The sequence below is a fragment of the Bacillus sp. SH7-1 genome (assembly GCF_008042405.1).
In the GTDB taxonomy this organism is placed as follows: domain Bacteria; phylum Bacillota; class Bacilli; order Bacillales; family Bacillaceae_G; genus Bacillus_A; species Bacillus_A thuringiensis_N.
Genome location: NZ_QNUD01000021.1, coordinates 14,280 through 34,659 on the forward strand (window position 1 = coordinate 14,280; position 20,380 = coordinate 34,659).

Below are 20,380 nucleotides of genomic sequence, written 5' to 3' on the forward strand. Positions count from 1 at the left end.
TTTTATAAAAATAGGTAGTTCCTATTTGAAATAAAATGTAACTTCCACAAATAATTAAATGACACCACTTATTGGTTTTCTATACTTTTTCTACTTATCTTTTTTCATAAATATATAAAATTACAACCCAATTTAGTTATGTACCTAAAATATGTAGAAATCCCCTTTTCGTGTATATCATCTACTCATTAAGAAGATTTTTTGGTCAGTGTGCCTTTTTGCCTTTGTTCAATGAGTCGATCTAAAGAAACATATACAACACCTGCAATTACACATCCTACAGCTAAAATTGTAAATAGAACGTGGCCAAGTAATCGATCTAGTAAAAAACCTCCAAGAAGTGGACCGAATGCACTTCCTGTAATCCACTGCAAACTTGCAGCTCCCATATAAGTCCCTCTCAAATTCTCAGGGGCCAAATTCGCTACAAACGTCATCTGTACAGGAGACATAATCATCTCACCAAACGTATATATGGCATACACAAACAGTAACGTTATTAAAATAATTGTAGCATTTGTATCTAATCCTCCAAACCACTTCGGTAACCATCCTATAAAGAACAAACCAATCCCGAACAAACACGCACCATATAACATCGTCTTCCCGACTGGTTTATCTGCGGCCCATTTTGAAATTGGAAATTGGAATAGCACAACCAACAGTCCATTTAGTGCCATTAAATAGGGATACGGATTGTTAATTCCAAAAATACCCCTCATTTCATTATCGAAATGCAACGGTAACATACCTTCCATTTGCGAAAATCCCATCGAAATAATGATACCCGCTAATAAATAAGTCATTAATGCCTTATCCTGCATTACAATTTTCCAAATTGCCCCGGATTCCTTCTCTTTATTCTCTTCTTTATTCATACCCTTTGGTATTGTCTCTTGAATAAGAACGAATACAAGTAATGCATAAAATAACATCGTAGACGAGGCAATAATAAACACAAGGTTCTTCGACAACACAACTACCGAAGCGCCCATTATCGGGCCAATTGCAGCACCTATATTGTGCCCCATTCGTAATAAACCATATGCTTCAGTTCTTTTTTCTGGCGTTGTTACATCCGCAACCATTGCTGATGCAGCTGGATGAAATAAAGAATTACTTAATCCTAAAAAAATAGATAAAATCGCATATGGAATAAATCCTTCTATAAATAGAAAACCGAGCATTAATAACGCATTACTCGCCATCGAAAATATCATAATTGGCTTTCTTCCATATATATCAGCAATTCTTCCTCCTATAATCGCTCCAAAGCTTGCAGCAATTGGAGAAAGCGCCATAATCACTCCGACCTGTAATAACGAATCTACCTTATCTTTTAAATATAATGCAAAAAAAGGCATCAACATCATCATCGCAATTCCATTTAACGTCTCTCCAATAAATCGAATCCATACGTTACGGTCCATCTCCCTTAACTCACGCCACGTATTCCTCATCATTTCACCCCTTTCGTTCACCAACAATTATCTTATAACTAATTCAGAAAAATGTAAATTTTCAAACAAAAAAATCCATTCTAACAGAATTAGAACGGATTTCCCTACTTATAGATTTGCTGCATCTTCTTCGTCTTTACTATTATTTAAAGCACTATGTTTACGGCTATATAAAAAGTAAACCGCAATACCAATAACCATCCATATCCCAAAACTAATCCAAGCCGTTCCGGATAATTGAAGCATTAAGTATAAACAAAAAATTACTGTTAACGCGGGTAAAAATGGTACAAGCGGCGCCTTAAATGCCCTCGGTAAGTCCGGATGAGTTCTTCTCATTACAATTACAGCAACAGCTACGAGTGCAAATGCTGACAATGTCCCCATATTTACAAGATGTGCTAATACATTTAAATCTATTAATCCTGAAATCAGTGCCGCAATAATTCCCGTTGTCCACGTATTTAAAAACGGTGTTTTAAATTTCGGGTGAACTTTAGCAAGACGTTTCGGTAATAATCCATCTCTACTCATTGCATACGAAACACGTACTTGCCCATACATCATAACTAGCATTACAGTTGTAATTCCTGTGATTGCTCCTACTGAAATTACTCCCGCTAAACCATCTTGTCCAATAAATTGAAGTGCAAAAGCAACTGGATCTGATATATTTAGCTGTCCGTATGGAACAATTCCTGTCAAAATAAGCGAAACAACGATATAAAGAACTGTACAAATTAATAACGATGCAATAATACCAATTGGTAAATCACGTTGTGGACGCTTCACTTCTTCTGCCGCTGTTGAAACTGCATCAAACCCTATGAATGCAAAGAACACTGTAGCAGCTCCAGCCATTACACCATCTAAACCAAACGGCATAAAAGGCGTCCAGTTTTCAGGTTTCACATAATTAAAACCAGCGAAGATAAAAATAAGAACAACCGCTATTTTAATAAATACCATAATATTATTTACACGTGCACTTTCACGAACACCTCTAGATAAAAGAACAGTCATCACTAAAATAATTAGAACCGCAGGTAAATCAATTATTCCACCCTTTCCTGTACCAGGGGCCGAGGAGAGAATTGTAGGAATATGGATTCCAAATCCCTTTAATAACGATTGGAAATAAGCGGACCAACCGTTTGCCACAGCTGAGGTAGCAAGTAAATACTCAAGCATTAAGTCCCATCCAATTAAAAATGCGAATACTTCTCCCATCGTCGCATATGTGTACGTATACACACTGCCTGAGACAGGAACTGAAGAAGCGAATTCAGCATAACAAAATGCAGCAAAGGCACAGGCTAACGCGGCTATCGCAAATGATAAGATAATAGCTGGTCCAGAATGTTTCGCCGCTACCACGCCCGTTAGAACAAAAATACCCGTCCCAACAATTGCCCCGATTCCAAGCATCGTTAAATCTAGCGCGCCCAATGTTCTTGCTAACGTCTTTTGTTTACTCTCTTGCATTAACTTTGCAATAGGCTTCTTTTGAAAAATTTGCTTCATAACATGCTCCTCCAAGTTTTAAATTTTCTGAAAATTTTTAATTCGCTTTTTCATTTTACTCATAGTACTTTTCACAGTCAATACTTTTGTCGAAATAAGTAGAAATTCTTATGAATACGCGCTATATTTATCATTCTTTCTATATATCTTTCTATAGTTCTTTTTGGTATTATTATACATGTCGATTCCATAAAAGAGGCATGCTCCGTTATTGAGCATGCCTCTTTTTCCTATTTCACAGTATATGAACCCTCTTCAATCCAGCTATACATATATTTTTCATCTTCTGTTTCATGTGCTTGTTTTACAATACGAAGTGGACGGAATGTATCTATCATAACAGCTAATTCAAGCGTTTCTTTTTTCCCTATACTTGCCTCTGTTTTCCCAGGGTGTGGCCCATGAGGAATGCCGCTCGGATGAAGCGTAATAGAACCTTCTTCCACACCTTTCCGGCTCATAAAGTTTCCTTCTACGTAGTACAGTACTTCATCACTATTCACGTTACTATGATAATATGGTGCCGGAATAGATTCTGGATGATAGTCGTATAAACGTGGTACGAAAGAGCAAATAACGAAATTGTGCCCCTCGAACGTTTGATGTACTGGAGGTGGCTGATGAATACGACCTGTGATTGGTTCGAAGTCCTCCACATTAAAGACCCACGGATATAAATAGCCATCCCAACCAACAACATCTAACGGATGGTGTCCTAAGACATGTTTATGCATATACCCTCGCGACTTTGTCATTACGACAAACTCACCTTTTTCATCATACGTCTCTAATTTTTCAGGGCCACGAATATCTCTCTCACAAAACGGGCTATGCTCTAACAATTGCCCATATTCATTACGATAGCGACGCGGTGTTGTAATTTGACTATTTGCTTCTACAACAAGAAACTTAGTCTCTCCTTCATCTGGAATAACACGATAAATCGTTCCAATTGGAATCGTTACATAATCACCTTTTCGATAGTGAATCGTTCCAAACATTGTTTCAATCTTCCCTGTTCCGTAATGAACAAATAACATTTCATCGCCATCACCATTACGGTAGAAATAGTCCATTTTTTCTGTTGGAGTCACTACTCCAATTAATAAATCCTCATTCCCAAGCATAAAGTTTCTTCCGCTTACTGCATCGCCAGTTTTTTTATTTTCTTTCGTGCGAAAATGACGATGAGCAAGAGCTACATCTTCTTCATACTGCAACTGACAAGAATGAGATAATGCCACATGACCTACTTCCGTTGGCATATAATGATGGTACAAAATAGATTGCGTACCCGAAAAACCTTTCGTTCCCATTACTTGTTCGCGATAGAGCGATCCATCCTTTTTACGGAATTGTACATGTCGTTTATGAGGTAGCTCCCCCATGTGACGATAAAACATGCCCATCACCTGCTTCCATTTCTTTTTTGACCGTATTACGTAATGTACCTAAACCAGTAATCGTAAGTTCTACAACATCTCCATCTTGCAGCCACTCTTCCGTGCCCAGTTCTAAAATACAACCTGTTCCTACTGTCCCAGAACCAATCACATCGCCTGGGTATAGCGTAACGTCTTCAGAAGCACGTTCAATCATTTCAGCAAATGTATAGTAAATATCTTGAAAGTTTCCTTTTGATAATAGCTTTCCATTTACATGAGCAGTCATCTCTAATTCATAACGGTCACCGTTACGATAAACATCTAATTCCTCTTTCGTAACAAGGTGTGCTCCTAATGAAGTTGCAAAATCTTTTCCTTTTGCTGGACCGAGTCCTACCTTCATTTCTGCTGCTTGCAAGTCCCTTGCACTCCAGTCATTCATAATACAATAACCAAAAATGTATTCCTCTGCTTGCTCACGAGAAATATTTCTTCCTTCTTTCCCAATTACGCAAGCAATCTCTAACTCATAATCAAGTTTGTTAGATTTCTTCGGACCAATTACAAAATCATCCGGACCAATTACAGCACGATGGTTCGTAAAATAAAAAACCGGGAAATCGTACCATTCAGGTACAACATCTAACCCTCTTCGGCCACGAGCCGTTTTTACATGCTGTTCAAACGCGTAAAAATCCCGAATACTACTCGGATTAGGAATTGCCGCCGCTAATTGTACTTCCTCTAAGGAATATAGCCCCTTTTCCGGATTCTTAATATTACGTAATACTTCTACATACTCATCCGCTTTCTCTAAAAAGGCGAACATAGAAGAAGGTAATTTCCCATCACTAGCAAGATTCATATCAATTACTTTGTCACCTTCAAGCCATCCAGCTCGCATTTCTTTCGAAGGAAGACGAAATGTAACAAACTTCATCATGATTCCTCCCTATGAAAATGAAATTTCCACCAGCAAAGGGACTTTTGCTGGTGGATACAAATCTTATAAGTTTCCGCGACGTTCCTGTTCTCTTTCAATTGATTCAAATAATGCTTTAAAGTTCCCTTCTCCAAATCCACGAGAACCTTTACGTTGAATGATTTCAATAAATAAAGTTGGACGATCTACAATTGGTTTCGTAAAGATTTGTAGTAAGTAGCCTTCATCATCGCGATCTACTAAAATCTTTAATTCTTTTAACCTATCAATTTCCTCATCAATTTTTCCAACTCGTGCACTTAACTCATCATAATAAGTATCTGGTGTATCTAAAAATTCCACACCATTTGCACGAAGCGCTTCTACTGTTTTAACAATGTCATTCGTTAATAAGGCAAGATGTTGTACACCCGCTCCATTGTAGAACTCTAAATATTCTTGAATTTGTGACTTTCTCTTTCCATCTGCTGGCTCGTTAATAGGGAACTTAATACGACTTCCATTTGTCATAACCTTCGACATTAATGCTGAATACTCTGTACTAATGTCATCATCATCAAAATGGATCATTTGTTTAAAGCCCATAACATTCTCGTAATAACTAACCCACTCTTCCATCTTTTCAACATTACCAACTACATGATCTACAGCAATTAAACCTGACTCTTCAAAAGGAATATTAAACTCGACCTTTTGGAATCCTGGCATAAATGTTCCTTTATAATTTTTACGCTCTACAAGCGTGTGAATTGTATCACCATACGTACCAATAACTGCTTTTTTCAATGTACCGTTCTCGTCTGTTAACTCTACAGGCGGAGCAATTGCGACGGCACCACGTTTCACTGCTTCCGAGTACGCTTTATCAACATCGTCAACAAGTAATGCCACATCTTTCACGCCATCACCATGAGTCTTTACAAACTCTGCAATACGATTTTCGCTACTTAAAGCTCCGGACACAACAAAACGCATATTTTTTTGCACAAGAACATAAGATACCTTCTCACGGTTACCAGTTTCTAATCCAGAGTAGGCTACAATTTTGAATCCGAATGCTCTCGCAAGGTAATAACTTGATTGCTTTGCATTTCCTACGTAAAATTCCAAATGGTCTACATCACGTACTGGAAAAAAGTCCTCCATTTGTGCAGCTAGCGTATCCATAGATTTTTGTTTCATAAAATCCTCATCCCCCTGTAAATAGATTAAATGGTCCATACTTAAAACCAACCGAAAACGCTTCCAACGTAAGTTATTAGAAATTAGTTAGCAAGCTAACAAATTCTGACCTTTAAAATTTTCTATCTTTTCTGTCAAATTCCTCTTTTTTTCTTACATATAAAATTCGACTTTTTTCTCTTTGAAATAAAGGGAGACTTTAATCAACGAAGGGTTCATCCCCGCTAATTATTAACCTTCACCAATTGAGCGTTTACGCGATAAAGGGAAACTATTAATGTTTTGGAGAGATATATAGGAGAAAACAAAAAAGACCCCAACATATTAACTACTTACTAATATGCTAGAGTCTTTATTTTTTTTGAATGATTGTATTTATTTGTCTCATACTAATACATTTGCAAGGAATAGAATAAATGATGTTAATACTACCGCTCCACCTAACGATCCTAATAAATCTGTTTTTGTTACTTGTAACACTTGTTCACTGTTCATATTCCTCATTCTCCTTTCATTTTGTAGGATTTAAAACTTCTATTACACTAATACACTTGATAGAAATACGATTAACGCTGTTAATACTACTGCTCCACTTGCTGATCCTACGAAGTCACCTTTTGTTACTTGTAATACTTGCTCTTTCATATTTTTCATTCTCCCTTCATTTGTTTTTTGTTACAAAACTTCTATTATACTAATACGCTTGATAGAAATACGATTAACGCTGTTAATACTACTGCTCCACTTGCTGATCCTACGAAGTCACCTTTTGTTACTTGTAATACTTGCTCTTTCATATTTTTCATTCTCCCTTCATTTGTTTTTTATTACAAAACTCCTATTATACTAATACGCTTGATAGAAATACGATTAACGCTGTTAATACTACTGCTCCACTTGCTGATCCTACGAAGTCACCTTTTGTTACTTGTAATACTTGCTCTTTCATATTTTTCATTCTCCCTTCATTTGTTTTTTATTACAAAACTTCTATTATACTAATACGCTTGATAGAAATACGATTAACGCTGTTAATACTACTGCTCCACTTGCTGATCCTACGAAGTCACCTTTTGTTACTTGTAATACTTGCTCTTTCATATTTTTCATCCTCCTTTTTAATAAGTTATCTATATGTAATTTCTAAGAAATGTTTATTTCATAGTTTTTATGTTAGCGTTACATTAAATTTAATAACGTAACGTTTGTAACACTAATGTAACATAACTATTATTACGTTGCAATATAATTACATAAAATTTATTACACTTTTTTTACGTTTTTTTATAAACATCCTCAAAAACCTTGTTTTAATGCACTTTCTACTAAGTTCACGTTTGTAACATTCATGTAATATTACAGTCATATAACGAAACATACCCATACCTACCTCTACTTTTGTTACAAATTAAGATAAATCTTTCATTAAGAAGGTGGAATCTATCAAATTCTTACTGATAGTCCATACGAGATAAAATACAATCTTTCCAAGATAAGTTTATATGTTTCCTCTATATAACTATGTATAATAAAAACAAAGAGGTGGTCATTTTGAAATTAATCGCATTAGATATGGATGGTACACTACTATCATCTAATCTTGAAATCTCCAAAGAAAACCTACAAGCAATCCAAACTGCACAAAAAGCTGGTCATATTGTAATGATTTGTTCTGGTCGTGCGAAAGAGGATGCTTTAAAGCTATTGGAAGAATATAAATTATCTCTTCCAGTCGGAGCAAGCAATGGGGCTATTGTTTATGTGGATGGAAAAGTAATTAACTCGCGTTGTATACAAAACGACAAAGTGTACAAACTTGCAAAATTACTAGAATCTGAAGGTTTCCCATATAAGCTATATACAAATAGAGGAGTTTATTCTCCATATACATGGCAAGATCAAGTGATGCAAGCGTTCGAAGAAAATAAGCATGCGCTCGATGTTACATTAGAGGAACTTGAACGAATTACCGAAAAGCAAAAGAAATCGAACCTAATTACTGATTTCAAAAAAATAGAAGATGTTGTGAATAACCAAGAACTAGAAATATCTAAATTCTTCATTTTAACGTTTAATGCAGAGCATCGGGCACAGCTATTAAGTATGTTACAAGAAGACACTGATATTATGGTTACAGCATCTGCCCCTACTAATTTAGAAATTATGGATAAGAACGGGCATAAAGGGAATGGACTGAAACAAATGGCAGCCCACTTTAATATACCAATTGAAGATACAGTTGCTATCGGTGACAATTTTAACGATGTACCCATGTTAGAAGTAGCTGGTTTATCAGTTGCAATGGGCAATGCTGAAGAAGATGTAAAAAAACTATGTGATGTTGTAACATTAACAAACAATGAACATGGTGTTGCTCATGCAATCGAGCAATTTGTATTGAAACAAACTTCATCTAGTAAATGAAAAAAGGACTCTTTCAACCTCTGAAAGAGTCCTTCTCTTTTATACATGGTGACAAGCAACAAAGTGATCTCCACCAACATTACGAAATTCTGGTACTGTTTTTTTACAAACATCTGTTGCAAACGGGCATCGCGTATGAAAGCGACAACCCGAAGGTGGATTTGCTGGACTTGGAATATCCCCTTCCAATATAATTCGCTCTCGCTTTACTGTTGGATCTGGTATTGGCACAGCCGATAACAATGCTTTTGTATACGGATGAAGTGGATTCGTAAATAACTCATCACGCGGTGCTGTCTCCACAATCGTACCTAAATACATAATTCCGATTTTCGTACATAAATGTTCTACTACACTTAAATCATGTGAAATGAATAAATAAGATAATCCCTTTTTCTCCTGTAACTCACTAAATAAATTAATGATCTGTGCTTGAATAGATACATCTAGTGCTGCCACAGGTTCGTCAGCTACAATAAATTCTGGGTTTAATACCATAGCTCTTGCGATAACAATACGCTGACGTTGTCCACCAGAAAACTCATGAGGGTACCGGTCAATATGGTATGGAGCTAAGCCACATAACTCTAATACTTCTGTCACCTTTTCACGCACATTTTCTTTCGTCGCTAATCCGTGGGCTAACATTGGCTCCCCAAGCGCTTCTCCAATTCTCATTCTCGGATTTAATGAGCTAAATGGATCTTGAAATACGAGTTGCATATTAGGACGATGTTTTCTCAATTCTTCCTTGGATAAAGAGTGAACATCTTGCCCTTTAAACCTCACTTCTCCTTCCGTTTTTTGGACGAGACGTAAAATTGTTTTTCCTATCGTCGTTTTTCCGCTTCCTGATTCACCAACGAGGCCAAACACTTCACCTTTATTAATAGTAAAACTTACTCCATCAACTGCTTTTACATGTCCAACTGTTCTACTAAATATGCCGCCTTTAATTGGAAAATATGTTTTTAAGTTTTTTACTTCTAATAATGGTTCATTCATTGTTCCGCACGCTCCTCATATAACCAGCAAGCTACTTTATGATTCTCATCATGTACATTCAGATTTGGCGCTTCTTCTTTACATATTTCCATACAATGCTCACAACGACCGCTAAAGTAGCAAAACTCATCCAAACCAACTAAATTAGGAACTTGCCCTGGAATAGAATATAGTTTATCTATTCGTTTTCCCATCACTGGTTTTGATTTCAACAATCCTTTCGTGTACGGGTGTTTCGGATTTTGGAATATCTCTAGTACTGGTGCTTCTTCAATAACTTTCCCACCATACATAACGACAACGTAATCAGCCATTTCTGCTACAACGCCTAAATCATGTGTAATTAATAAAATTGATGTTTTAAATTCCTCTTTTATCTGCCTTAATAAGTCTAATATTTGGGCTTGAATCGTAACATCAAGAGCCGTTGTCGGCTCATCAGCAATTAATAACTTAGGATTACAACTAAGTGCAACAGCAATCATAATACGCTGTAACATGCCACCGCTCAGTTCGTGCGGATAAGAATGGACGATTTCATCCGCACGGGCTATGCCGACTTTACGAATTAACTCAATTGCTTTCTTATACGCTTCATTTTTACTAAGTAATTCATGCTCTCTTAACGTTTCTACAATTTGTTCACCTACAGTAAAGACCGGATTTAGCGATGTCATCGGTTCTTGGAAAATCATCGCAATATCATTTCCTCGTAAACTACGAAGCTCTTTCTCTTTCATTCCTAAAAGACTTTTTCCTTCATATAAAATGTCTCCGCCTACTACACTGCCCGACTCAGCAATAAGTCCCATAATAGATAAGGCTGTTACACTTTTCCCGCAACCCGATTCACCTACAACACAAACAGTTTCACCCTCCCGAACTGCAAAGCTAACGTGATTCACAGCCTTTACTGTCCCTTCTTCTGTCTGAAAGTGTGTTTGTAAGTCTTTCAGCTCTACTACCGCTTTACTCATATTCTCTCACCTACCGTCTCATCTTTGGATCTAACGCATCACGAAGTGCATCACCAAGTAAGTTAATTGATACAACTGTTATAAAGATTGCAAAACCAGGCGGAATCCATAACCACGGACGCTTTTGGAAATCAATTAATGAGTTAGCTGCGCTAATCATGTTCCCCCATGATGGTGTAGGTGGTACGACGCCGAGACCTAAGTAACTTAGTGCAGACTCGCTTAAAATAGATCCAGCCACACCCAAAGTCGCTACAACAATAAGCAACGGAAAGACGTTAGGAATTAGATGATGAATAATTTTTCGAGAATCCTTTAATCCTAATACATCTGCTGCTTGCATAAAGGCTTGCTCCCGCAATGTTAAAATTTGTCCTCTCACAAGACGGGCAAGTCCTGGCCATCCTACTAAACTTAAAATAATCATTACAATATATAAACGGTATTCCGATGGTAATTTCCATTCTGATAAAATCGCTCCCATTATAATAAGGAGCGGTAATCCCGGAATGGACATTAACACATCCGCAACACGCATAATTAGATGATCCACAATTCCTCGATAAAAACCAGCAATTGCTCCTAATAGAGCACCTAGTATAACCGATAGTAGCATCGACGCTAAACCAATTGTTAATGAAATACGTCCTGCTTGCATAAGTCTAGTCAAAATATCCCGTCCCAACTGGTCTGTTCCGAGCCAATGTGACAGGCTGGGTGGTTTATTAATTTGTGTTACTTGCACCTTCCCATCAGCATACGGTGAAAAGATTGGACCAATAAAACTAAATAAAAACATAAATATTAAAACGTATAAGCCACACAATGCCATCTTATTTTTCTTAATTTTTTTATACGCTTGGCGCCATGGTGATGATTCGTTTCTCTTTTTTCGTTCTTTCTCTATTAGTGGTGTAATAGTCTCCATATCTTTCCCCCCTTACTTCAATCGAATTCTTGGATCAACAAACGCATATACAATATCTGCTAAGAAATTAGCCATAATTGTTAAACACGAAAGAAACATTGTAAAAGCCATTAATACCGTATAATCACGGAAGTTTAATGCTTCTAATTGAATGCTCCCAATCCCTGGCCAGTTAAAAATCTGTTCAATAATAATAGCTCCTGAAAATAAACCTGGTAATTCAAAAGCAAGTAATGTAATTGCTGGCAAAATTGCATTTTTCAATGCATGCTTATAAATAACGGTTCTTTCTTTTAAGCCTTTTGCACGAGCGGTACGAATATAATCTTGCCTAATAACATCCAACATACCGGTTCTAAAATACCGTGTTAATGATCCTACACCAAGAAGCGTTAAAATAAATACAGGTAGAATCATATGACGTAATACTTCTAATATGTATGCTATCCCTGTTGAGTTACTCCCAATATCAATCATGCCACCAATAGGTAATAATTTTAAATCAACTGCTAATAATTTAATTAAAAATAATCCGATAAAGAATGATGGAAATGACATTGCTGCAAAGACACCAATCGTTACCAATCTATCAAACCAAGAATGCTGCTTTGTTGCAGAAATAACCCCAATAATAAGAGCAATAATCCAAGTGAAAAATAAAGCTGCAACAGCAACGATAAATGTATTCCAAATAAATTTATTAAGTAATGAAGTTACCGGTTCTTGATACTGTAAAGAAAATCCAAAATCACCATGCAAAGCATTCACTAACCAGTGAAAATACCTTTCAATAATTGGCTTGTTTAAGCCATATAATTCCCTTAACTCTTGAGCTCTCTCTGGTGTTAACTTTGGATTTGAATCAATGTAATCCCCCGGCAAAAGTGCAAATAAGAAAAAAATAATAATAGATGTACCAAACAATGTAGGGATCATTTGAAGGAACCTACGAATGATATATGTTTTCACCTTTTGTCTCCCCAATCCTATTTACTTAAAAATAGAAGAACATTTTTTCAAAACAGCTACTATTCCTTTGCTGTATGAAAAAACGTCTTCTATTATTTAGGTCAACCCTTATTGTTCAATGGATAACACTGGCAAGTTAGAGCTAATGCTATCGTACTTTTCCGGATCAATTCCTTTTATACGTGCATTATGAGCATAAAGTAGTTTACGATAGTTTAATAAAATAACTGGTGGATCATCACTTAACTCTTTATACAGTTCTTTATAAATTGCTTTACGTTTTTCAATATCTGTCGTCCCTATACCTTTTACAATCAAATCATCTACTTTCGGATTATTATAACCCGTATCACTTTTTGGATTAGTTGATAAGTACTCACTTACAACTTCACTTGGATCACTAATTCCTGGTGTTGAAACTGCCGCTAAATCGTAGTCACCTTTTCCTACTTTTGAAAGCATCGTATTAAAGTCCATCAACTCTGGATTTAATTCAACACCGATTTCTTTATAACTTTCTTTTGCGATTGGAATAAAGATATCATTTGTTTTACCTGTATTTGATGCGTAGTATGTTAATTTTAACTTTTGACCATCTTTTTCACGAACCCCGTCAGAACCTACTTTCCAACCAGCCTCATCCAATAATTTTTTAGCCTTTTCTACGTCGTGTGGATATTTATTAATACCTTCTTCCGTATATGCCCATGAAACTGGAGCAATTGGTACGTTAGCAACAGAGCCATATCCTTGTAAAGCTGTATCCACATACTTCTTACGGTCTAATCCATAAGTAAGTGCTTGGCGTACCTTTTTATCTTTCAAATACGACTTCTTATTATTTACATAGATATAAGCAATATCACTTGATGATTCAAGATTAATATTTGCAAACTCTAATCCTTTTAATTGGTCTATATTCTCAGGATTCGCTCTAAATCCACTATAGTCCAGTTCACCGGTTTGGAATAATTGGAATCCAGTATCACCTGATGTGATTTTGTAAATAAAGTTTTTGATTTTTGGTTTACCTGCATAATAATTTTCGTTAGCAACAAAGCGTACTTCTTGACCTGGAACATATTTTTCAAATTTATATGGACCCGCTGCAATTGGTTGCCCATATAATGCTTTTAAATAGTCTAAACTTGTATTTTGTTTATAATCTTTTCCATAATAAGCTTTTGATAGCACTGGTCCACCTAAATTAGTTAGCGCCTGTGAATTAACTTTTTCAGTTGTAATTTTAATTGTCTGTGGATCAACAACTTGGATTCCTTCAATAGAAGTTGCTTTTCCTTCTTTATATTCTTTCCCGCCTTTAACAGCATACTGAGCAATATCCAATCCACCTTCATACGCTTTATCATGAAGTAGTGTTAGTGTAAATGCTACGTCATCCGCGGTTAAAGGCGACCCATCACTAAATTTTAAATTTTTACGTAAGTGGAATGTATATGTTAACTGGTCAGCAGAAATATCCCATTTTTCTGCAAGGTCCGGAACAGGTTTACTTTGTTTGTCTGTTGTTACTAGTGATGCAAAGATAACAGACGTTACGTTTCCATCCCAACCATTATCTTGGAAATACGGAAGGAAAACTCCCCCTGGCTTAGAAATGGCTGTAATAAAAGTATCTTTTCGCTGATTTGCTTTCTCTGGACTTTTCTTTTTATCTGTAGCTGGAATTGATTCAATCTTAGAGTCTTTTAAATCCTGTTTTTTTACTGGTTCTGTAGAAGCCGTATCCTCCTGTCCCCCACAAGCAGATAACACAAGCGAACTACTCAGTAATACCGAAAATACACCAGCCCATTTTTTTGTTTTTTTCTTCATTGTCCCCACCCTAACTTATTAGTAATGATACCCTTTGAACTTATTAGCTTATGTATGCCTCCCACAGCACATTTATAGCCAATCGGAAAAGTCGGTTTTAATCGTAAAAAAATAGATGTTTTTGAGGGGTAACAATCCTATTCCGACCTTTCCGGTAGACTTTATGGTTATTAGCTTATATCTTCCGTTATATTTTGTCAATTCTTTCTAAATAAATATTTTGGGAATTTTTTTAAAATTATTGTTCTATCTTTAATTTAGGTAAACTTAACAAAATACCGTTATAGTTATCTTCTTGTAATCCTTGAATGCGTGCATGATGTGCAGACACAACTTTACTATTATTTAAGAAGATTACAGGCGGATTTTCACTCAACTCCTGGTACAACTTTTTATAAATTTCTTTTCGTTTTTCAATATCTAATGTTTCTAATGCCTGCTTCGCTAATTCATCTACTTTCGGATTATGGTATCCATCATAGTTTCGTTTACTTGTCGAAACAAACTCCTCAATTGTTCCACTCGGATCATCAATCATTGGCGTAGATACCATTGCTAAATCATAATCACCTTTTATCACTTTGGAAATCATCGTATTAAAGTCCATATATTCTGGGTTAAACTCTACACCAAGCTTTTTATAATCCTCTTTCATCACCGGGATCATTACATCATTTATTTTACTTGCAGAAGAAGCAAAATAACTTACCTTCAATTTTTGGCCATCTTTTTCGCGGATTCCATCTGAACCTGGTTTCCATCCAGCCTCATCCAATAATTTCTTTGCTTTCTCTAAGTTATACTCATATTTATTAATACCTTCTTCTGTATACGCCCAAGAAACTGGCGTAATCGGTACATTAACGAGTGAAGCATAACCTTGGAAATACGTATCAATAACCTTTTGACGCTCTAATCCGTAAATAAATGCTTGGCGGACACGCTTATCTTTAAAGTATGGTTTCTTATAATTCATTTTAATGTAGCCGTAAGAACTTCCTGTATACACATTAATATTAGCAAAACCTAAATCTTTTAATTGTTCAACCGTCCCCACGTTTGTTGTAAAACCATCATAATCTACTTCTCCTGCTTGAAATTGTTGTAGCTTCGTATCACCTTTTGTAATTTTATAAATAAAGTGCTCAATCTTTGGTTTTCCTTCAAAATAATTTTCATTTGCTACAAATCGAACCTCTTGACCCGGAATATATTTATCCAATTTATAAGCTCCTGCCCCTACCGGCTTGCCATACAACTCTTTTAAATACTCCAAGTGTCCTTGTTTATACTCTTTCCCGTAATAAGCTTTAGATATAACTTCTCCGCCGATTAATGATAGTGTTTGAGCATTTACCTTTTCAGTCGTAATCGTAATTGTTTTCGGATCAATGACTTGAATTCCCTCAATAGAGGTTGCCTTTCCTTCTCTATAAGCTTGCCCACCTTTTATTGCTGTTTGGCTTATATCAGTCGCACCACTATAAGTTGGATCATGTAATAACGTTAATGTAAATGCTACATCATCTGCAGTTAACGACGAACCATCACTAAACTTTAAATCATCTTTCAAATGGAATGTATATGTAAGCTGATCCTCCGAAATATCCCACTTCTTCGCTAATATTGGAATTGGCTTTCCTTCCTTATCCAGTCCGACAAGAGGAGCGAAGATAGCTTGCGTTATATTACCATCCCATCCATTCTCCATAAAATGCGGAAGAAATATCCCCCCAGGACTTGGCATGCCAACTACAAAAGTATCTTTTCTTTCTTTTGCTTTTATAGGGCTTTTTGCTTTGTCACTTGCCTTAATAAATTCATCTTTTATTTTTGGTACGTTCCCAGCTTCATTTGTACTTGCTTCCTCTTGACCACATCCAGCTAGTAATACTGACATACTAAGAAATGTAGCAATTGCTCCTTTAAAAGCATTTTTCATTTCACTCTCACCTTTACCTTCCTAATTTTTAACGATGTAGGAACATAGACCTCCTCCCTGTAACTATATTTATTTTTCCTATAAAAATAGTATGAATTAATTTCAAGATTATTCCTTTCCTCCAAACATGTCAATCTTTCTCCTTTATTTCATATTAAAAACTTAAAAAATTCACTTCTATTCGCTCAGCATGAAACATAGAATGTTAATAACACATTACCAAAAAGGGGGCGAAAACATGGACAACCTATTCCAATACGTCCTGCACTACGTATTATTAACAATTATGATAGTCGGGGCGCTATTACTATTCCCATTCTTCCCAAAGTTCGTCCTCTTTTTAGCTTTTTTTATTATGCTCGGGATCGCTATTATCATTTCAACAAGGGAAGATGCTACACAAAAAGAAAGCAGAGTTCAGCGTGTAAAGCTGTAACTCTGCTTTTTTTCAATCGTAACGTATTCTTGTTAAACCAATCACGAAAAATACTCCTGCAAATAAAATGAGTATACCAATATAGCTTCCTATATCTGCTAATGTACCCCCTCTTACAATTAACTCCGTAAAGCCGTGCATCGCCCACGTTTGCGGAACAAAGTTTGCTACCGTTTGCATCCATGCTGGTTCAATTTCAATCGGCCAATAAAGGCCACCAATCATGCATGTTGAAATCACAACGATATTACCTAATGCAGACTGTTGTTCTGTTGTTTTTACGATGCTTGCTAATAGTAAGGCTAAACCAATGACAGCTAATAATAATGCCGAAGTAAGTGCAATAACTCCTAATAGATTTCCCCACTGCACATCAAATAATGAATGCGTTAATATCATTAAAACACCGAATTGAATCCACCCTATTAAAAAGAAGGACAGGATATAACCTGCTAGTATTTGAACTTTTGAAACTGGCGCTTCTAATAAACGAGACCAAACACCAAGTTGTCTAGCTTTCAAAATAGTTCCCGTCGCACTTAACATAACAATCATAACGAATAGAATTGAAAATCCTGCCGCTCGTCCTGTAACGTTATTTAACTTTTGGTCATCATGTGAAATTGAATCTGTTTGAATTGAAACAGGTTCTACTTTGGTATAGATTTCTTTATACATTGTTTCCCACGAAGTGTTACTTTTCTTCTCAAAATCTCTTGCTGCACTTATTTCTATCTCCATCTTTTTTAATGCGCTTACCAATACTTGCTCTACAGAAGTTCCACCAGTAAAATCTGTACTAGCTTGAAACTGAATATTTTCTATCTTTCTATCTAGCATACCCTTTTGAAAGTCTTTCGGAATGATAACTATACCCGATGATTTCTTATTTTCAACCTTCCGCTTTCCTTCCTTATACGTTACCTTCTCTATAGCAATTAAGTCACTTTTCTTTATATCCTCGTAATACTTGCTAGATAATACAGAACCATCTTCATCTACTAAGCTAACATTTACTTTCGCATTCCCACTTCCACCTAAAAGTCCGCCGAAAATGAGTGTAAAAATAATAGGCATTCCAAACATGAGTATATAACTTTGTGGTTTTATTAAAATTTGTTTTAACTCTAGCCAACAAAGTGCCCAAACCTTCTTCATCATTTTCCCCTCCTATCTCGTACGTAAACGTAATGTTCCTATCATAACGGAGACAATTCCTGCACTACATAAACTAAAAATAACAGGGAGTAGTACATCCCAAGATGTTCCTGACATAATATTTAAGAAGCTTGTAAGTGCCCATTTATTCGGAGCGACATTCGCAATGGTTTGAAGTGTATCAGGGAATACGTAAATCGGTAGCATCGACCCTCCTAATATAGCCAGTATTTGAATACCGATTCCTCCCATTACATCTGCCGTTTTTTCCTCACGAATAAAAGCGGCAATTAACATAGATAAACCAGAAACACAAATTGCATAAGAAATTCCCACCGCTACTATTTGAGAAAAGTCTCCGCCCCATTCCACATGAAACATAAAGTGTGTAGCAACTATAAATATTCCAAATTGTATACAAGCAAATAATAATGTACCTAAAAACTTCCCGAATAAAATTGAAAATGAGCTCGTTGGTGTACTAAACAAACGCGCCAAAGTTTCAGTTCGTTGCTCTGTGACAACTGACTTTGCACCTACCGTTATGTTATATAGTAAGAACATGACTAACATCGCTGCTGCATAATATTGCATCGCTGCAACTGTTTTTTTACCTATCGTTCCTCTTTCAAGGTTATCCGCATTTGTAGTTGCTTTCGCCTGTAAACTTCCACTCACCTCTTTTGCAACTTGTGCTACATCACCCTGCTGAGATTTTACTAATTCTGTTACAACACTTTTTGTAGATACTGCAACTGTTTGAACACGTTCTGAAAAGGATCGGATCATTGATTCAGCGATTTTCGCTTGTATATCTTTTGATGGGTCTATAAACACCTTGGGTTCTTTTAATTTTCCATCTTGTACTTGTTCGCTCCATTTATTTGGGATGACGATTCCCGCATCAATTTTCTTTTGCTTTAACATATCTTCAAGCTCTTCCTGAGAACTAACTATCTTTACTTTCACATCATCTTTTAATTCTTTAGATTGCAATACGTCTTTTTGAAAGACATCTGCAAACTCATCAGTTCCCACTTGATAATAGCCAATCACTGTTTTCGGTAGTCCACCATTCTCAAATACATTACTTAACGCTGAACCTAAAATCGCTGTTAATAAAAGCGGCATAATTAACATCATCATAAATCCGCGTCGATCAATTAAACGTATTTTTAAATCTTTCCATGCAATAATAAAACTTTTCATCTCGCACTACCCCCCTTAATCACGAAGTGAACGTCCTGTTAATTGTAAAAAGAGTGCCTCTAAATTTGGCTCTTGCACTTCAAGCTTTAAAATTTGAGCGTTATTCTCCACAACTACTGACACAACTGTGCCAATAGCCTCACCACCATTTAGTCCAATATCAATCGTGCTATTATCTTCATCAAAAATAATTCGTTCAACGACAGGTAGTGCTTTCAACTTTTGTAACAGTTCCGTACTATAACGATTTAATTGCAATCTCACTATAAAACCATCTGCCAGACGATTACATAGCTCCCGTTTCGTTCCTAATGCAATTACCTTTCCGTGATCAACAATTGCAATTCGTTCACATAAGTACTCTACTTCTTCCATGTAATGACTCGTATAAATAACTGTCATCCCTTTTTCATTTAATTTCTTAACAGTCTCTAAAATATGATTTCTCGATTGCGGATCAATCCCAACCGTCGGTTCATCCATAATTAATAACTCTGGTTCGTGCATAAGTGCTGCACCAATATTAATACGCCTTTTCATTCCACCTGAAAATGTTTCAATTTTGTCTTTTCCACGGTCCTGCAAACCGACGTAAGCTAATACTTTCTCCGCTCGCTCTTTTGCAACTTTTCCATTTAAACCGTACATCTTTCCCCAAAAAACCAAATTGTCCTTCGCTGAAAGTGTCGGATAGAGCGCAATGTCTTGCGGAACAATACCAATTTTCTTTTTCGCCTCTAATGGATATTCTTTTACAGATTTCCCACTAACTTTTATATCACCACTGTCGTATGAAATTAACCCGCAAATCATTGATATCGTCGTTGATTTTCCCGCTCCATTTGGACCAAGCAATCCAAATGTTTCACCCTTTTTCACTTCAAAAGAAACATTCTTTATGATTTCCTTCTTACCAAATGATTTCGTAATATGATCTATGACTAACATACTGATTCAGCCCCTTTGCATTCATTTACAATTTCATTGTAGAAAAATTTCTTC

At 36.1% G+C, this 20,380-nt stretch carries 21 protein-coding genes; 2 read left to right on the plus strand and 19 right to left on the minus strand.

All coding sequences use genetic code 11. From position 1 onward, the window contains the following. Positions 1-188 precede the first annotated feature (188 nt). The 10 genes from DN390_RS18315 to DN390_RS18360 form a co-directional block, all read right to left on the minus strand. Positions 189-1,460 (minus strand): MDR family MFS transporter, encoded by a 1,272-nt coding sequence (locus tag DN390_RS18315; RefSeq protein WP_147808048.1) that lies wholly within the window; start codon positions 1,458-1,460, stop codon positions 189-191. A gap of 108 nt (positions 1,461-1,568) precedes the next feature. Then, entirely contained in the window at positions 1,569-2,984 is a 1,416-nt protein-coding gene (locus DN390_RS18320; RefSeq protein ID WP_060629282.1) for a branched-chain amino acid transporter BcaP, read from the minus strand. Between the two features lie 230 nt (positions 2,985-3,214). Next, positions 3,215-4,387, minus strand: coding sequence for a homogentisate 1,2-dioxygenase (locus DN390_RS18325; RefSeq protein ID WP_147808049.1), 1,173 nt, complete (start codon positions 4,385-4,387; stop codon positions 3,215-3,217). Next, a complete protein-coding gene (locus DN390_RS18330; RefSeq protein ID WP_147808050.1) occupies positions 4,353-5,309 on the minus strand; it encodes a fumarylacetoacetate hydrolase family protein in 957 nt (318 codons plus the stop codon). Before DN390_RS18330 ends, DN390_RS18325 begins: the two co-directional genes overlap by 35 nt. 66 nt (positions 5,310-5,375) lie before the next feature. Further along, a complete protein-coding gene (gene hppD / locus DN390_RS18335; protein ID WP_060629279.1) occupies positions 5,376-6,494 on the minus strand; it encodes a 4-hydroxyphenylpyruvate dioxygenase in 1,119 nt (372 codons plus the stop codon). A gap of 384 nt (positions 6,495-6,878) precedes the next feature. Continuing rightward, positions 6,879-6,989 carry a DUF3948 family protein gene (locus DN390_RS18340; RefSeq protein ID WP_001083700.1) on the minus strand — a complete coding sequence of 37 codons (111 nt, stop codon included), beginning with the start codon at positions 6,987-6,989 and terminating at the stop codon, positions 6,879-6,881. A 42-nt stretch (positions 6,990-7,031) separates the two neighbouring features. Next, positions 7,032-7,148, minus strand: coding sequence for a DUF3948 family protein (locus DN390_RS18345; RefSeq protein WP_001984868.1), 117 nt, complete (start codon positions 7,146-7,148; stop codon positions 7,032-7,034). Between the two features lie 35 nt (positions 7,149-7,183). Continuing rightward, on the minus strand, positions 7,184-7,300 hold the full coding sequence (locus DN390_RS18350; RefSeq protein WP_001984868.1) for a DUF3948 family protein: 117 nt from the start codon (positions 7,298-7,300) through the stop codon (positions 7,184-7,186). A 35-nt stretch (positions 7,301-7,335) separates the two neighbouring features. Further along, entirely contained in the window at positions 7,336-7,443 is a 108-nt protein-coding gene (locus DN390_RS18355) for a DUF3948 family protein (protein WP_000664237.1), read from the minus strand. 44 nt (positions 7,444-7,487) lie between these two features. Beyond that, entirely contained in the window at positions 7,488-7,604 is a 117-nt protein-coding gene (locus DN390_RS18360; protein WP_001984868.1) for a DUF3948 family protein, read from the minus strand. 441 nt (positions 7,605-8,045) lie between these two features. Here DN390_RS18360 and DN390_RS18365 point away from each other — a divergent pair, with 441 nt between their 5' ends. Next, positions 8,046-8,918 carry a Cof-type HAD-IIB family hydrolase gene (locus tag DN390_RS18365; RefSeq protein WP_097952671.1) on the plus strand — a complete coding sequence of 291 codons (873 nt, stop codon included), beginning with the start codon at positions 8,046-8,048 and terminating at the stop codon, positions 8,916-8,918. Between the two features lie 39 nt (positions 8,919-8,957). On the opposite strand, the gene DN390_RS18370 is transcribed toward DN390_RS18365, so the two are convergent. The 6 genes from DN390_RS18370 to DN390_RS18395 all read right to left on the minus strand — a co-directional run bounded on the left by DN390_RS18370 (position 8,958) and on the right by DN390_RS18395 (position 16,575). Continuing rightward, positions 8,958-9,923, minus strand: coding sequence for an ABC transporter ATP-binding protein (locus DN390_RS18370; protein ID WP_147808051.1), 966 nt, complete (start codon positions 9,921-9,923; stop codon positions 8,958-8,960). After that, positions 9,920-10,900: an ABC transporter ATP-binding protein gene (locus DN390_RS18375; protein WP_000030773.1), complete on the minus strand. Its 981-nt coding sequence runs from the start codon at positions 10,898-10,900 to the stop codon at positions 9,920-9,922. Before DN390_RS18375 ends, DN390_RS18370 begins: the two co-directional genes overlap by 4 nt. Before the next feature lie 10 nt (positions 10,901-10,910). Further along, on the minus strand, positions 10,911-11,828 hold the full coding sequence (gene opp4C / locus DN390_RS18380; protein ID WP_147808052.1) for an oligopeptide ABC transporter permease: 918 nt from the start codon (positions 11,826-11,828) through the stop codon (positions 10,911-10,913). A gap of 12 nt (positions 11,829-11,840) precedes the next feature. After that, positions 11,841-12,797, minus strand: coding sequence for an ABC transporter permease (locus tag DN390_RS18385; RefSeq protein WP_000860691.1), 957 nt, complete (start codon positions 12,795-12,797; stop codon positions 11,841-11,843). Between the two features lie 108 nt (positions 12,798-12,905). Next, on the minus strand, positions 12,906-14,633 hold the full coding sequence (locus DN390_RS18390; RefSeq protein ID WP_000730676.1) for an ABC transporter substrate-binding protein: 1,728 nt from the start codon (positions 14,631-14,633) through the stop codon (positions 12,906-12,908). Between the two features lie 238 nt (positions 14,634-14,871). Next, positions 14,872-16,575, minus strand: a complete 1,704-nt coding sequence (locus DN390_RS18395) for an ABC transporter substrate-binding protein (protein ID WP_147808053.1) — start codon at positions 16,573-16,575, stop codon at positions 14,872-14,874. Positions 16,576-16,813: 238 nt separating this feature from the next. Here DN390_RS18395 and DN390_RS18400 point away from each other — a divergent pair, with 238 nt between their 5' ends. Beyond that, entirely contained in the window at positions 16,814-17,011 is a 198-nt protein-coding gene (locus tag DN390_RS18400) for a hypothetical protein (protein ID WP_000369254.1), read from the plus strand. 12 nt (positions 17,012-17,023) lie between these two features. Here the strand turns inward: DN390_RS18400 and DN390_RS18405 are convergent, their stop codons facing one another. From DN390_RS18405 to DN390_RS18415, 3 genes are read right to left on the minus strand one after another with little or no spacing between them, the layout of a single operon-like run. Then, positions 17,024-18,169 carry an ABC transporter permease gene (locus tag DN390_RS18405; RefSeq protein ID WP_147808054.1) on the minus strand — a complete coding sequence of 382 codons (1,146 nt, stop codon included), beginning with the start codon at positions 18,167-18,169 and terminating at the stop codon, positions 17,024-17,026. Positions 18,170-18,181: 12 nt separating this feature from the next. Continuing rightward, on the minus strand, positions 18,182-19,378 hold the full coding sequence (locus DN390_RS18410) for an ABC transporter permease (RefSeq protein WP_147808055.1): 1,197 nt from the start codon (positions 19,376-19,378) through the stop codon (positions 18,182-18,184). A gap of 15 nt (positions 19,379-19,393) precedes the next feature. Continuing rightward, on the minus strand, positions 19,394-20,326 hold the full coding sequence (locus tag DN390_RS18415) for an ABC transporter ATP-binding protein (RefSeq protein WP_147808056.1): 933 nt from the start codon (positions 20,324-20,326) through the stop codon (positions 19,394-19,396). Positions 20,327-20,380: the final 54 nt, after the last annotated feature.